This window comes from Janthinobacterium sp. C22, assembly GCF_057919405.1.
In genome coordinates this window covers 6,408,336-6,422,211 of the sequence record NZ_CP193659.1, presented here as the reverse complement: position 1 = coordinate 6,422,211, position 13,876 = coordinate 6,408,336, and the positions used below count along the sequence as shown (strand labels likewise).

13 protein-coding genes and 1 pseudogene are annotated in these 13,876 nt (G+C 64.9%); 11 read left to right on the top strand and 3 right to left on the bottom strand.

Going from position 1 to position 13,876, the window contains the following annotated elements; translation table 11 throughout:
- Window positions 1–230: 230 nt before the first annotated feature.
- The 8 genes from ACRHIG_RS30150 to ACRHIG_RS30115 all read left to right on the top strand — a co-directional run bounded on the left by ACRHIG_RS30150 (window position 231) and on the right by ACRHIG_RS30115 (window position 6,530).
- Window positions 231–482 (top strand): exodeoxyribonuclease VII small subunit, encoded by a 252-nt coding sequence (locus tag ACRHIG_RS30150; RefSeq protein WP_046683420.1) that lies wholly within the window; start codon window positions 231–233, stop codon window positions 480–482.
- Window positions 479–1,390 carry a polyprenyl synthetase family protein gene (locus ACRHIG_RS30145; protein WP_489628888.1) on the top strand — a complete coding sequence of 304 codons (912 nt, stop codon included), beginning with the start codon at window positions 479–481 and terminating at the stop codon, window positions 1,388–1,390. Before ACRHIG_RS30150 ends, ACRHIG_RS30145 begins: the two co-directional genes overlap by 4 nt.
- Window positions 1,391–3,259 (top strand): 1-deoxy-D-xylulose-5-phosphate synthase, encoded by a 1,869-nt coding sequence (gene dxs, locus ACRHIG_RS30140; RefSeq protein ID WP_489628887.1) that lies wholly within the window; start codon window positions 1,391–1,393, stop codon window positions 3,257–3,259.
- Between the two features lie 163 nt (window positions 3,260–3,422).
- Window positions 3,423–3,719, top strand: a complete 297-nt coding sequence (locus ACRHIG_RS30135; protein ID WP_489628886.1) for a hypothetical protein — start codon at window positions 3,423–3,425, stop codon at window positions 3,717–3,719.
- Window positions 3,662–4,450 (top strand): hypothetical protein, encoded by a 789-nt coding sequence (locus tag ACRHIG_RS30130; RefSeq protein ID WP_489628885.1) that lies wholly within the window; start codon window positions 3,662–3,664, stop codon window positions 4,448–4,450. The genes ACRHIG_RS30135 and ACRHIG_RS30130 overlap by 58 nt, the downstream gene beginning before the upstream one ends.
- A complete protein-coding gene (locus tag ACRHIG_RS30125) occupies window positions 4,378–5,514 on the top strand; it encodes an FUSC family protein (RefSeq protein WP_489628884.1) in 1,137 nt (378 codons plus the stop codon). Before ACRHIG_RS30130 ends, ACRHIG_RS30125 begins: the two co-directional genes overlap by 73 nt.
- A 374-nt stretch (window positions 5,515–5,888) precedes the next feature.
- A complete protein-coding gene (locus ACRHIG_RS30120) occupies window positions 5,889–6,269 on the top strand; it encodes a glutaredoxin family protein (RefSeq protein WP_489628883.1) in 381 nt (126 codons plus the stop codon).
- Between the two features lie 72 nt (window positions 6,270–6,341).
- A complete protein-coding gene (locus ACRHIG_RS30115; protein WP_475414655.1) occupies window positions 6,342–6,530 on the top strand; it encodes a hypothetical protein in 189 nt (62 codons plus the stop codon).
- Between the two features lie 61 nt (window positions 6,531–6,591).
- Here the strand turns inward: ACRHIG_RS30115 and ACRHIG_RS30110 are convergent, their stop codons facing one another.
- Window positions 6,592–7,146: a cob(I)yrinic acid a,c-diamide adenosyltransferase gene (locus tag ACRHIG_RS30110; protein ID WP_489628882.1), complete on the bottom strand. Its 555-nt coding sequence runs from the start codon at window positions 7,144–7,146 to the stop codon at window positions 6,592–6,594.
- Window positions 7,147–7,298: 152 nt separating this feature from the next.
- Here ACRHIG_RS30110 and ACRHIG_RS30105 point away from each other — a divergent pair, with 152 nt between their 5' ends.
- From ACRHIG_RS30105 to glcF, 3 genes and pseudogenes are all read left to right on the top strand, one after another.
- A complete protein-coding gene (locus ACRHIG_RS30105; protein WP_489628881.1) occupies window positions 7,299–8,789 on the top strand; it encodes an FAD-linked oxidase C-terminal domain-containing protein in 1,491 nt (496 codons plus the stop codon).
- Window positions 8,790–8,804: 15 nt separating this feature from the next.
- Window positions 8,805–9,875: a glycolate oxidase subunit GlcE gene (gene glcE / locus ACRHIG_RS30100; protein ID WP_489628880.1), complete on the top strand. Its 1,071-nt coding sequence runs from the start codon at window positions 8,805–8,807 to the stop codon at window positions 9,873–9,875.
- A gap of 4 nt (window positions 9,876–9,879) precedes the next feature.
- Window positions 9,880–11,105, top strand: a pseudogene (glcF, locus tag ACRHIG_RS30095) (glycolate oxidase subunit GlcF).
- Here the strand turns inward: glcF and ACRHIG_RS30090 are convergent.
- Window positions 11,098–13,206, bottom strand: coding sequence for a putative bifunctional diguanylate cyclase/phosphodiesterase (locus ACRHIG_RS30090; protein WP_489628879.1), 2,109 nt, complete (start codon window positions 13,204–13,206; stop codon window positions 11,098–11,100). The pseudogene glcF and the gene ACRHIG_RS30090 overlap by 8 nt on opposite strands.
- A 184-nt stretch (window positions 13,207–13,390) precedes the next feature.
- Window positions 13,391–13,876 carry a glutathione peroxidase gene (locus ACRHIG_RS30085; RefSeq protein WP_489628878.1) on the bottom strand — a complete coding sequence of 162 codons (486 nt, stop codon included), beginning with the start codon at window positions 13,874–13,876 and terminating at the stop codon, window positions 13,391–13,393.

The following is a 13,876-nucleotide window of genomic DNA, read 5'->3' as shown; positions in this document are numbered from 1 at the left end:
AATACGCTATTAATGAGAAACATTGTCATTTGGCGCGCAATTTCCGGTAGCGAGGGGCGATTCGGCTAAAATCCGCTGACAAGCTGGCAACGCTATTGACTTTGAGCGCGCCGATTGCGCTTTAGTTTTCACTTAATAGTGTGGTTTGTTCTAAAATAACGCTTCTATGCTGGCCGGGAGTCCCCGGCGTCTCCCTACAAGCCCCTCGTGCCACGAAGAGATCTGAGTCTATGTCGAAGAAATTAACTGCCGCTGCCGCAGCGCCGGCCTCGTTTGAAGAGGCGATGGCGGAACTGGCGCAGCTGGTAACGCAAATGGAAGCGGGCCAGTTGCCGCTGGAAGCATCGGTCGCGGCCTACCAGCGCGGCTCGGAACTGGTCAAGTATTGCGCTACCCAGCTCGACAGTGTCGAAGCGCAGGTGAAAGTATTGGAAGGCGACATGTTGAAACCGTTCGTGGATGCCGGCGAGGCCGCCCAATGATGGCCAATGTGCAACAAGACGGCGTCACCTTCGGCGACTGGATGCAAGCGACCCAGTCCGGCGTGGAAGGCCGGCTCGACCAATTCCTGCCGGCGGCAGACGTCGTGCCCCACAAGCTGCACGCGGCCATGCGCTATGCGCTGCTGGGCGGCGGCAAGCGCGTGCGTCCGCTGCTGGTGATGGCGGCCGGCGAACTGTTTGACGCCGATCAAGACACGCTCGCGCGCGCCGCTTGCGCGCTGGAAATGATTCATGTGTATTCGCTCGTGCATGACGACATGCCGTGCATGGATGACGATGCCTTGCGCCGTGGCAAGCCAACCGTGCACATCGCCTACGATGAGGCGACGGCCCTGCTGGTCGGCGACGCGCTGCAATCGCAGGCGTTCATGCTGCTGGCCGATGGCGCGGCCATTCCGCCGGCGCGGCAGATGGCGATGATCAAGCTGCTGGCGCACGCTTCCGGGTCAAGCGGCATGTGCGGCGGCCAGGCGATCGACCTCGACAGCGTCGGTCTGGCCTTGACCTTGCCGCAGCTGGAACAGATGCATCAACTCAAGACGGGCGCCTTGCTGCGCGCGGCCGTGATCCTGGGCGCGCTGGCGGGCAAGGACTTGACGGCCGACGACATGACGGCGCTGAACGCCTATGCGCGCGCCGTCGGCCTGGCGTTCCAGGTGGTCGACGACGTGCTCGACGCGACGGCCGATTCGGCCACCCTGGGCAAGACGGCGGGCAAGGATGCGGCCGCCAACAAGCCCACTTACGTATCGATACTGGGGCTGGAACCATCGCGGGCCCTGGCAGAACAATTGCGGTGCGACGCCCATGCGGCGCTGGCGCCATTCGGGGACAAGGCACGCCGTCTGCGCGAGCTGGCGGACCTGGTCGTGCAGCGGAAGGCATAAATGAAACTGTTAGAAACCATCAATGAACCAGCGCAAGTGCGCAAGCTGGCCCGCTCGCAACTGGTGCCGCTGGCGCAGGAATTGCGCAGCTTCCTGCTCGACTCCGTTTCCAAGACGGGCGGCCATCTGTCGTCCAACCTGGGCACGGTCGAGCTGACCGTCGCGCTGCACTACGTGTTCAACACGCCGCACGACCGCATCGTCTGGGACGTGGGCCACCAGACCTATTCGCACAAGATTCTGACGGGCCGCCGCGAGCGCATGCACACCTTGCGCCAGAAGGACGGCATTTCCGGCTTCCCCAAGCGCGACGAGAGCGAATACGACACGTTTGGCACGGCCCATTCGTCGACGTCCATTTCGGCCGCGCTGGGCATGGCGCAGGCCGCCAAGATCAAGGGCGACCCGCTGCACGCGATCGCCGTGATCGGCGACGGCTCGATGACGGCCGGCATGGCTTTCGAGGCGATGAACAATGCGGGCGTGCAGGAAGACGTCAACCTGCTGGTGATCCTGAACGACAACGACATGTCGATCTCGCCGCCCGTGGGCGCGCTGAACCGCCACCTGGCGCGCCTGATGTCGGGCCAGTTCTATGCGGCAGCCAAGAATGTTGGCAAATCCGTCTTGCCCGGCCCCGTGCTGGAATTGGCGAAGCGCTTCGAAGAGCACGCCAAGGGCATGGTCGTGCCTGCCACCATGTTCGAGGAATTCGGTTTCAATTATATCGGCCCCATCGACGGCCACGACCTCGATTCGCTGATCCCGACCTTGCAAAATATCAAGCAATTGAAGGGTCCGCAATTCCTGCATGTGGTGACCAAGAAGGGGCAGGGCTACAAGCTGGCCGAGGCGGAGCCGATTTTGTACCACGGCACGGGCAAGTTCAATCCGGCGGAAGGCATCAAGCCGGCCACGGCGCCGGCCAAGATGACGTACACGGAAGTGTTCGGCAACTGGCTGTGCGACATGGCGGCGCACGACAAGCGCCTGGTGGGCATCACGCCGGCCATGCGCGAAGGCTCGGGCATGGTCAAGTTCGAACAGCAATTCCCGACCCGCTACTTTGACGTCGGCATCGCCGAGCAGCATTCCGTGACCTTCGGCGCGGGCCTGGCCTGCGAAGGCTTGAAACCCGTCGTGGCCATCTATTCCACGTTCCTGCAGCGCGCCTACGACCAGTTGATCCACGACGTGGCCCTGCAAAACCTGGACGTGACGTTCGCACTGGACCGCGCCGGACTGGTGGGCGCCGACGGCGCCACGCACGCGGGCAACTACGACATGGCGTTCCTGCGCTGCATCCCGAACATGGTCGTCATGGCCGCGTCGGACGAAAACGAATGCCGCCAGATGCTGACGACGGGTTACCACTACCCGGGCCCGGCCGCCATCCGCTATCCGCGCGGCGCCGGTGCGGGCGCGGCCATCGTGCCGGAACTGACCAGCATCGAGATCGGCAAGGGCGAGATCAAGCGCCACGGCAAGCGCATCGCCATCCTGGCCTTCGGTTCCATGGTGGCGCCGAGCGTGGCGGCCGGTGACAAGCTCGACGCGACGGTGGCCAACATGCGTTTTGTCAAGCCGCTCGACGTGGCACTGGTGAAACAGCTTGCTCTCGACCACGACTACCTGGTGACGGTGGAAGAGGGCTGCATCATGGGCGGCGCCGGTTCGGCCGTGGCCGAAGCACTGGCGGCGGAAGGGATCGTCAAGCCGATTTTGATGCTGGGCTTGCCCGACACCTTCATCGACCATGGCGACCCCGTGCAGCTGCTGAAAAGCGTGGGCCTGGACGCCAGCGGCATCGCCGCGTCGATCGAGCAGCGTTTTGGCGGCTCCCAGCCGCGCCTGGCTGTCGTCAGCTAAGCTGACGCGCAGACGGAAAAGCGGCACTGCGGTGCCGCTTTTTTGCGCCTGCGGGGTTTTTACGCTGCACTGCAACATTTCTCGTCCGGGAATGCTACGATGACGCTTTGATACCCTTTCAAAGCCGATCTTGCATTTCAGGAAACTCCACCGCCGTTCCCGCATGCTGGCAAGCCGCTGGCTGACGGGCATGCACGCCTACACCGACAAGCTGGCGCAGCGCCGTCCCCTGTGGATGGTCAGCCTGGCCATCGACGAAACGAACCTGTCCGAGGGCTTGCGGGCCGCCTGCGCCTCGAGCGCCATGCTGCTGCTGGGCTTGCTGTTCGACCACCCCGATTTTCCTGGGCCGCCATCGGCGCCTTCTGGACGTGCCTGGCCGACGCAGCCGGCACGCGGCGCATGCGTTTTGTCTCGATGGTGGGCTTCGGCTTGCTGTCGACGGTGGCCGGCGGCCTGACGGCGCTGGCGGCCGGCCATGGCCTGGCGACGGCCGCCATCGCCGTGCTGCTGTTTTCCTGGGCCGGCGCGCTGGCGCGCATCTGGGGCGCGGCCACGGCGCAAGTGGCCATCCTGGCGGCCACGGCCTGCGTGGTGATGGTCACGCACCCATTGGCATCGATGACGCAGACGGCGCCGTTTCTGGGGCTGTACATGTTCGGCTGCTTGTTCGCCACCGTGCTCAGTTTTACGGTCTGGCGCATCCATCCGTTCAGCCCCGCCCGGCGCGCCATCCGCGCCGCGTATTCGCGCCTGGCCGGCATCGCGCGCGACAATGCGCGCTTCCTGGAACAGGGCCCGGCGTTGCCGGACGCGGCCGCGCATGGCGCCAGCTACCGTTCGCAGGCGCGCGCCGCGCTGGAAGCGGCGCGCGTGGCGCTGGCTGCCGTGCCGCCCGCGCGCGCGGGCCGCAGCGCCCTGTACGACAACCTGCTGCTGGCGCTCAGCGATGCCGAGCGCATCTTCGCCTATCTGATCGCCGTCACGCATACGTGCGAGCGCGAGCAGCAGCGGCTGCGCCAGGACCCGCGCGCGCGGCGCAGCCTGGAAGTGATGGCCGTGCTGCTGCGCCGCCTGGGGCAAGCCGTGCAGGGCCAGCCGGAAGCGCCGCCCTGGAATTGCAGCGCCGCCTGGCGGGCTGCGGACGGCGCCTGGAAGCGGCGCTGGGCGCCTTGCTGCCGCTGCGCCTGAATGTCGACTTCATGGAGCTGGGCTTGCCGCGCGCGGCGCAGCTGCCGTGGCGCGAGGCGGCTTTCCTGGCGCTGGGGCAGGCGTGGCAGACGGCGAAAGTCAACGCCACGCCGCAGTCGCTGAGCTGGCGCCATGCGGCGCGCGTGTCGCTGGCGACGACGGCCGGCTTTTTGCTGGTCGAAGCCTTGCACATTCCGTTCGGCTACTGGGCCACCATGGCCACCTTGTTGATATTGCAGCCGTCCGTGTCGACCACCTGGCCGCGCGGCATCGAACGCGTGGCGGGCAGCGTGCTGGGCGCCTTGCTGGCCGTGCTGATCGGCCTGGCCGTGCACACCCCGCTGGCGATTTCGCTGGTGGTGTTTCCGTTGATCGTCGCCACGATGGCCTTGCGCCGCGTCAGCTACAGCCTGCACGTGCTGTTCATGACGCCCGCCTTCGTGCTGGTGGCCGACTATGCGGCGCCCGCCAGCGAGATGGTGTATGCGGCTAGCCGCCTGGGCAACAATGTGCTCGGTTGCGTGCTGGCCTTGCTGGCCACGTTCTTCCTGTGGCCCGACCGCGAAGCGGACGACCTGGACCAGCGCCTGGCGAAGGCCGTGTCGGCCAACCTGAAATACCTGCTGGCCGTGCTGGCGGCCGGCGGTAAATGGGATAGCGCCATCGCGCGCCTGCGCCGCGAGGCGGGGCTGGCCAGCAATAACGCGGAACAGGTGCTGCAGCGCCTGCGCATCGAGCGCCGCCTGGACCGCAGCAGCGGCGTGGGCCTGGCGGCGCTGCGCACCTTGCCGCTGCTGCGCCGCGTGGCGGGCAGCACGGCGCGCATCAGTCTGAGTCCGCAGGCCGAGCCGGCGGCGCCCGAATTGCAACGCTGGATCGCTGAAGTCAGCAGGGAAATCGATGCGCTGCTGCGCGGCGAAGCCGATGCCGGCGCGCCTGGCCCTTGCGCTGCAGAGGGCTTGACGGCCCTGCAAGCCGACGCGGTGGCCCAGGTGCAGCTGCTGCGGGGATTATTGCGCGAACATGTGCAGGCGCGGCCCGCGAGCTTGCCTGTGCCGGCCTGACTGTAGCCGCTCGGCCGGCTGCGCCCGCAACCGGCCTCTCCTGCTTGCGGCGCTGTTATTGTATAGACGTTTCGCGCCTGCCAATCTCTCCAAATTCCACATTGCATGGGCTTTGCCGATATATTTTTCAAACTGGAAATTTATCGAAAGGAAACGTTGACTCTAAAATAAGTGCGGTCTATATTCGATTTTGCAGGATGTAAATTCGATAAAGTAATAAGCATCGTACTGCAGGTGGCATTTCCTTTTTTACGTCAATCTTCTGGCCATTCCAGCAATACATGCAAGGCCGAATGCAGCGTGAATGAAGAAAACCGGGTGGACCGGGGGAGACAATCGCCCCGGTTTGGAAGTAACGACGTCGAGGTGGCTTCATGATGCAAAAGAAAATTAAAACCATCGCCATGTATGGCTTGATCCTGGCCGCCGGCCTGGGCAGCGGTTATGGCCTGTCCTTGTTGCCCGGCTTGCTCAAGTCGAATTACACGGAGGGTAATTACACCGCGTATTTCCCGAATGCCCAGGCAAAAGTGGTGCTGTACGGTACGGACTGGTGCGGTTATTGCGCCAAGACGCGCGCATATTTCAAGGAGAACAAGATCGAATTCGTCGATCTCGATATCGAGAAATCACCGGAGGCGAAAAAAGCCCATGCGGAACTCGGCGGCGGCGGCGTGCCCGTGGTGTTGATCGGCAACCGCAAGATCCAGGGTTTCAATGCGGGCGCGCTGGAAGCGGCGCTGAAGAAAATCTGATTGCAGGATGGCGTGTAAGAGACGGCGCGCCATGGTTGTCCGTCATCGTTTGTCAATTCAACAGGAGTGCTTATGTTTAAAAAGCTGGGTTTCTTTTTGTTTGCCATGGGTGTCAGCGCCTCGTATGCCATGGCCAGCAGTACCGCCGACATTTCGGAATGCCAGTCCGAGTGCTATATGGCGCTCGATGCCTGCGTCATGGAGTTCAAGGTGCCTGACTGCGTGCGTGTCAATAAGGCCTGTCTGCAGGCCTGCGGCTAGCAAGCGCCTGTCAGCTGGATACAACACGGCGATGCCTGTCAAGCAGCATCGCCGTTCTTACTTACCCGCGCGTGCGGTCGTGCCGCCACAGCACGTCGCTGCCGCCGGCAAAGCGGTTCAGCACGCGCGACAGCACGAACAGCAGGTCCGACAATCGGTTCACGTACTGGCGCGGATGTTCGTGCAGGGGTTCCGCATTCGCCAGCGCGACGATGCTGCGCTCGGCGCGCCGGCACACGGTGCGGCACACGTGCGCCAGCGAGGCGGCGCGCGAGCCGGCCGGCAGGATGAATTCGGAGAGGGCGGGCAAGTCCGCATTGTATTTCGCCAATAGCACGTCGAGGCGCAGCACGTGCTCTTCCTTGATCAACTGATAGCCGGGGATGCAGATTTCTCCGCCCAGGTCGAACAGGTCGTGCTGGATGGCCACCAGCTCCTCGCGCAAGGCGTCGGGCATGGCTTCGCACAGCAGCAGGCCGATGTTGGAATTGAGTTCGTCCACGTCGCCCATGGCGTGGATGCGGGCGCTGTCCTTGCTGGTACGGCTGCCGTCGCCCAGGCCGGTGCTGCCATTGTCGCCCGTGCGCGTGGCGATTTTCGAAAGTCGGTTGCCCATGATGCTGATCCTGTCAAAGAAGAATGGGGGCAGCATACGACACTGTGCGCCGACTGGCCGCGGATTTGGCTTCGAAATGGACAAAAAATGCGGTGCGCGCCACTTTTGTGCTTACAATCGTTGCACGCCCATGCCCATTTGCCTCCCATCTTATGCACAATGCCGCCCCTGAACCCGGATTGACCGCCGCGCGCCAGCAAGCCGTCGTCGCGGCCCTGCTGGCCGTGCTGCCGGCCCGCTGCGTGCTGTCCGACGCGGAAGACACGCGCCCGTATGAATGCGACGGCCTGGCCGCCTACCGCCAGCTGCCGATGGTGGTGACCTTGCCGGACACGGAGGAACAGGTGATCGCCATCCTCGGCGTCTGCCGCGAGTTGAAGGTGCCGATCGTGCCGCGCGGCGCCGGCACGGGCCTGTCGGGCGGCGCCTTGCCCATCGCCGACGGCGTGGTGCTGTCGACGGCGCGCCTGAACCGCATCGTGCGCCTCGATGCGTATGCGCGCACGGCCGTGGTGCAGCCGGGCGTGCGCAACCTGGCCATTTCCGAAGCGGCCGCGCCCCACGCGCTGTATTACGCGCCCGACCCGTCGTCGCAGATCGCCTGCAGCATCGGCGGCAACGTGGCGGAAAACTCGGGCGGCGTGCATTGCCTCAAATACGGCTTGACCGTGCACAATGTGCTGCGCGTGCGCGTCGTGACCATCGATGGCGACGTGCTGGAACTGGGCGGCGAATGCCTGGACTCGCCCGGCCTCGATCTGCTGGCCGTCTTCATCGGCTCCGAAGGCATGCTGGGCATCGTCACGGAAGTGACGGTCAAACTGGTGCCGAAACCGGCCACGGCGCGTGTCATCATGGCGTCCTTTGACGATGTCGTCACGGGCGGCAATGCGGTGGCCAACGTGATTGCCGCCGGCATCATCCCGGCCGGGCTGGAAATGATGGACCAGACGTCCTCGCGCATGGTCGAACCGTTCGTCAAGGCCGGCTACGACACGGACGCGGCGGCCATCCTGCTGTGCGAGGCGGACGGCACGCACGAGGAAGTGGAAGAGGAAATCGCGCGCATGACGGCCGTGCTGGAAGGGGCGGGCGCCAGCGCGATTGCCGTGTCGCAGTCGGAAGCGGAGCGCATGAAGTTCTGGTCCGGCCGCAAGAACGCGTTTCCCGCCGCCGGGCGCATCTCGCCCGACTACTACTGCATGGACGGCACCATTCCCCGCAAGCGCCTGGCGGAAGTGCTGACGGGCATCGCCGCCATGGAAACGACGCATGGCTTGCGCTGCGCCAACGTGTTCCACGCGGGCGACGGCAACTTGCACCCGCTGATCCTGTTCGACGCCAACATGCCCGGCGAATTCGAACGCGCCGAAGCGTTTGGCGCCGATATCCTGGCCCTGTGCGTGGCCGTGGGCGGCACCATCACGGGCGAACATGGCGTGGGCATGGAAAAGATCAATTCCATGTGCGTGCAGTTTACGCGCGCCGAACTCGATGCCTTCTTTGCCGTCAAGCGCGCCTTCGATCCCCACACCTTGCTGAACCCGGACAAGGCGATTCCCACCTTGAACCGCTGCGCCGAATTCGGCAAGATGCACGTGACGGCGGGGCGCCTGCCGTTCGCCAACCTGCCCCGTTTTTAACCGCCGGAGACTCCTTTGCAAGCAATCGTGGAACAATTCAGGCAGCAGATCCTGGCGGCCGGCGCGGCGGGCAAGCCTTTGCGCCTGCGCGGCGCCGGCACGAAAGACTGGTATGGCCAGCAGCTCGAAGGCGAGGTGCTCGATACGCGCGCGTATGCGGGCATCATCGACTATGAACCGACGGAACTGGTGATCACGGCCCGCTGCGGCACGCCGCTTGCCGAGATCGAGGCGGCGCTGGCCGCGCGCAACCAGATGCTGGCCTTCGAGCCGCCCCATTTCGGCCCCGGTGCCACGCTGGGCGGCGTCGTCGCCAGCGCCCTGTCCGGCCCGCGCCGGGCCAGCGCGGGCGCCTTGCGGGACTTCGTGCTGGGCGCCGTGCTGATGGATGGCCACGGCGAACGCCTGGCCTTTGGCGGGCAGGTGATGAAGAACGTGGCCGGCTACGATGTCTCGCGCCTGCTGGCGGGGTCCCTGGGCACCCTGGGCCTGATCCTGGAAGTGTCGCTGAAGGTGCTGCCCTTGCCGCTGCGCGAAGCGACCTTGCGCGTGGCGTGCGCGGAAATCGCCGCCTTGCGCATGCTCAATGAATGGGCCGGTCAACCGCTGCCGATATCGGCCAGCTGCTGGCACGATGGCGTCTTGAGCGTGCGCCTGTCCGGCGCCGAGGCGGCCGTCTCGGCGGCGCTGCACGCGCTGGGCGGCGAGCTGCTGGCGCCCGAAGACGCGGCGGCCTTCTGGCTGTCCGTGCGCGAGCAAACGCACGCCTTCTTTGCGGGCGCGGGCAGCCTGTGGCGGCTGTCGCTGCCGCCGCACGCCAGCGCCGTGATCGTCAAGGGGCGCCAGCTGATCGAGTGGGGCGGGGCGCAGCGCTGGCTCAAGCTCGACGCCGATGCCGATGCGGCCGGGGCGCAGGACATTCGCCAGGCCGTGGCTGCCGCTGGCGGTCACGCCACGCTGTTCCGCGGCGGCGACAAGGCCGTAGGCGTATTCCATCCGCTGGCGCCGGCCGTTGAAAAAATCCACCAGCGTCTGCGGCAGGCTTTCGACCCGGCCGGCATCTTCAACCCGCACAGAATGACTTGAGCGCATGCAAACCAATCTCGCCGATTTCATCAAGAATACGCCGGCAGGCGACGAAGCCGAAGCCATCCTGCGCGCCTGCGTGCATTGCGGCTTTTGCACGGCCACCTGTCCCACCTACCAGCTGCTGGGCGACGAACTCGATGGCCCGCGCGGACGCATCTACCTGATCAAGCAGGTATTGGAGGGCGCGCCCGTCACGGCCAAGACGCAGACGCACCTGGACCGCTGTCTGACCTGCCGCAACTGCGAATCGACCTGTCCCTCGGGCGTGCAGTACGGGCGCCTGGTCGACATCGGCCGCAACGTCGTCGAGCAGCGCGTGCAGCGCCCCTGCGCGAACGCGCGCTGCGCTTCGCCCTGAAGGAAGCCTTGCCGCGCCGCTGGCTGTTTACGCCCGTGTACAAGGCGGGGCAGGCGCTGCGGCCGCTGCTGTCGAAAGGCTTGCAGGACAAATTGCGCCCGGGCGCCGCCGCCGGCGCATGGCCGGCGCGCCGGCATGCGCGCAGCATGCTGCTGCTCGATGGCTGCGTGCAGCCGGCCATGTCGCCGAACATCAACGCGGCCACGGCGCGCGTGCTCGACGCACTGGGGGTGCAGCTGATCGTCGCGCCGAAGGCGGGCTGCTGCGGCGCGCTGCGCCATCACCTGAACGACCAGGAAGCGGCGCTGGACGACATGCGCCGCAATATCGACGCCTGGTGGCCGTACGTCGACAGCGCCGAAGCCATCGTCATGACGGCCTCCGGCTGCGGCGCCACGGTGAAGGAATACGGCCATCTGCTGGCGCACGATGCGCAGTATGCGCAGAAGGCGCGGCGCATCGCGGAACTGACGCGCGATTTGTCCGAGATCATGCCGGCCTTTGAAAACGAGCTGGTGGCGCTGCTGCAAGGACGCATCGGCACACGGGTGGCGTACCACCCGCCCTGCACCCTGCAGCATGGCCAGCAGGTGCGCGGCAAGGTGGAGCAGGTGCTGCGCGCCGTCGGCGTCGACGTGCGCCTGTGCGCGGACAGCCATCTGTGCTGCGGTTCGGCAGGCACGTATTCGATCCTGCAGCCGGCCCTGTCGCAGCAGCTGCGCGACAACAAGGTGGCCAACCTGGAAGCGTGCGAGCCGGAGATGATCGTGTCGGCCAATATCGGTTGCCTGAGCCATTTGCAGTCGGGCACGCAGACGCCCGTGCGGCACTGGATCGAGCTGATCGACTCGGCCCTGACGTCTAAATAGGTACCTCGCTGAACTGCGCGATGCGCCACTGCGGGGCGGGGATGAAATTGTTCGCCCACTCCAGCACGGCGTCGGCCGGCATGGGGCGGGCGATGCCGTAGCCTTGCGCCAAGTCGCAACCGAGCTGGATCAGGCGCGCGCCATGCTCGACGCTTTCCACGCCTTCGGCGATCACCGTCAGGCTGAAGGAACGGGCCAGGCCGATGACGGCGCGCACCAGGTGCAGGTCGTCGCGGTCGTTGAGCATATTGCGCACGAAGCTCTGGTCGATCTTGACGATATTCGCCGGCAGGCGTTTTAAATATGACATCGACGAGTAGCCGGTGCCGAAATCGTCGAGTGCGAAGGTGATGCCCAGCGCCTGGCAGGCGCGGATGATGCGGCGCACGTCCTCAATGTCGTGCAGGGCCGACGATTCGAGGATTTCCAGTTCCAGCATGCTGGCGCGCACGCCGGGAAATTCGCCGAGGATGGTTTCCAGGCGCGAGACGAAGTCCGGTTGCTGGAAGTGGCGCGCGGCGATGTTCACGCTGACCACCCAGTGCTTGCCGCAGGCCACCCAGCGCTGCATCTGCCACAGGGCCTGGCGCAGCACCCATTCGCCGATATCGATGATCAAATCCGTCTGCTCCACCAGCGGCAGGAATTGCGCGGGCGCCAGCACGCCGCGGCGCGGATGCTGCCAGCGCAGCAGCGCTTCCATGCCCACCACCGTGCCGGCGCGCATATTCACCTTGGGCTGGTAGTACAGCCGCAGTTCGCCGTTGATCAGGGCCTGGCGCACTTCCGTGCGCTGGTTGTGGTGGGTGCGCACTTCCTCGTCGAGGTTGGTGTCGAAGAAATGGTACTGGTTGCGCCCCGTCAGCTTCGCCTGGTAGACGGCGTGGTCGGCGTGGCGCAGCAGGCTTTCCGTATTCAGGTCCTTGCCCGCGTAGACGGCGATACCGGCGCTGGCCGTCATGTGCAGCGCCTGCTGGTCGCACTGGTAGGGGCGGCCCAGCTCAGCCATCAGCTGCGTGACATTCTGTTCGATGCTGGCGATGCTGGCCTGGCCGCACAGCAGCAGGACGAATTCATCGCCGCCCAGGCGCGCCGCGTAGTGGACCTGGCCCGTAAAGCCGTGCAGGCGGCCCGCCACCTGCTTGAGGATTTCATCGCCCGCCTCGGCGCCGTAGCGGTCGTTGATGGCCTGGAAGTGGTCGAGGTCGAACAGGCAGACGGCCAGCAGGCGCTGGCGTTCGCGCGCGAGGAACAGTTCCTGTTCGAAGCGGGCGGCCAGCGCGGCACGGTTGGGTAACCCCGTCAGCACGTCATTGTAGTTTTGCCACGACAGCTTTTGCAGCGCCTGCTGCATGTGCACGGTTTCGTTCAACTGTTCGCCCAGCTGGCGCTGGCTGGTCTTGAGCGAGGTCAGCAGTTCTTCGATATCGCCGGCCATGCCGTTGAACGACTGCGACACGGCTTGCGCCTCGGGCGTGGCGCCGGCCGCCAGGCGCACGGCGAAGTTGCCATCGCGGAAGCGGTCGGTCGCCTGCACGAAGCGCGCCAGCAGCTTGCGGTGCGCGGCCAGGATCAAGCCCAGCAGCAGGAAGACGAGGACGATATTGATGGTGCTGAGGACGGCCTGCTCGCGCACCCGCTGCCACACCTGCGCCAGGGGCAGGCCGGGCGTGTAGTGCAGGTCGAGGGTGCCGTCGCCGCCATCCGGCAGCGCCACCGTCAGGCGGCTGCGGATGGCCGTGATGCCGGCCAGGCGCGCGAACCACGCCGGCACCGTGGCCAGCGTATCGGCCAGCTTGCTGTCGGCCAGCACCTCGACATGCTCGCCAGCCGTGTCCCAGCGGGCGGAAACGAGGCTGCGGTTCAGCGGAAGGGCGCTGCGCAGCACTTGCCGCACGCTGTCGTGCATCGCGTGGCCGTCCGCGTGCACGGCCAGCGGCAGCACGCTATTGGCGAGGAACAGGTCGAGTTGCCGGGCATCGCTCTGGTAGCGCGCATTGGCCAGCGCCGTTTCCGTACCGAGCAGGGCGTGATAGCGGACGGCGGAAACGGCGAGTATCAGGAAGAAAATAGGAATAAAGAGGCGGGAATAAATGCCCATCCGCATCCATGAAGATATTATTTTCCCAAAGACTGGCATCGTTTTTTGATCGATATCTGCGAATAATTATGCAAACATTATCACCGAAATTTGCTATTGGAAACACAATATTGATATCAAGCATGAAATAAATGTGGATTGATTGATTTCAGTAGTTATTGTTTTTAATCAAATCATCGAATGGCTATTCCTGTAGTAATTGCCGAATGTCGGCCGCCAGGCTGGCCGGTTTGCTGGCCGTCGCGTAGCGGCGAAATACGCTGCCATCCTTGCGCACCAAGAATTTGGTGAAATTCCATTTGATCGACTGCGTGCCCAATATGCCGGGCGCCGCCTGTTTTAATTGCGCAAACAGGGGGTGCGTATGCGGGCCATTCACGTCGACCTTGGCAAACAGGGGAAAGGTGACGCCGAAGTTCTTTTCGCAAAAGGCGCCGATTTCCGCATTCGAGCCCGGTTCCTGCTGGCGGAATTGATTGCAGGGAAAGCCCAGCACGACCAGGCCCTGCTCGTGAAACTCGCGGTACAGCGCTTCCAGCCCCTCGTATTGGGGCGTGAAACCGCAGGCGCTGGCCGTGTTGACGATCAGTAGTACCTTGCCCTTGTAGCGGGCCAGGTCGACGGGCGTGCCGTCCAGTGCCTCGGCCTGGAAATCGTGGATGCTGGTCAT

Bases quoted from the DNA above. Each gene is read 5' to 3' on its own strand.
- ACRHIG_RS30150 (WP_046683420.1), top strand. From the start codon at position 231: ATGTCGAAGAAATTAACTGCCGCTGCCGCAGCGCCGGCCTCGTTTGAA.
- ACRHIG_RS30145 (WP_489628888.1), top strand. From the start codon at position 479: ATGATGGCCAATGTGCAACAAGACGGCGTCACCTTCGGCGACTGGATG.
- dxs (WP_489628887.1), top strand. From the start codon at position 1,391: ATGAAACTGTTAGAAACCATCAATGAACCAGCGCAAGTGCGCAAGCTG.
- ACRHIG_RS30135 (WP_489628886.1), top strand. From the start codon at position 3,423: ATGCTGGCAAGCCGCTGGCTGACGGGCATGCACGCCTACACCGACAAG.
- ACRHIG_RS30130 (WP_489628885.1), top strand. From the start codon at position 3,662: ATGCGTTTTGTCTCGATGGTGGGCTTCGGCTTGCTGTCGACGGTGGCC.
- ACRHIG_RS30120 (WP_489628883.1), top strand. From the start codon at position 5,889: ATGATGCAAAAGAAAATTAAAACCATCGCCATGTATGGCTTGATCCTG.
- ACRHIG_RS30115 (WP_475414655.1), top strand. From the start codon at position 6,342: ATGTTTAAAAAGCTGGGTTTCTTTTTGTTTGCCATGGGTGTCAGCGCC.
- ACRHIG_RS30110 (WP_489628882.1), bottom strand. From the start codon at position 7,146: ATGGGCAACCGACTTTCGAAAATCGCCACGCGCACGGGCGACAATGGC.
- ACRHIG_RS30105 (WP_489628881.1), top strand. From the start codon at position 7,299: ATGCACAATGCCGCCCCTGAACCCGGATTGACCGCCGCGCGCCAGCAA.
- ACRHIG_RS30090 (WP_489628879.1), bottom strand. From the start codon at position 13,206: ATGGGCATTTATTCCCGCCTCTTTATTCCTATTTTCTTCCTGATACTC.
- ACRHIG_RS30085 (WP_489628878.1), bottom strand. From the start codon at position 13,876: ATGACCAGCATCCACGATTTCCAGGCCGAGGCACTGGACGGCACGCCC.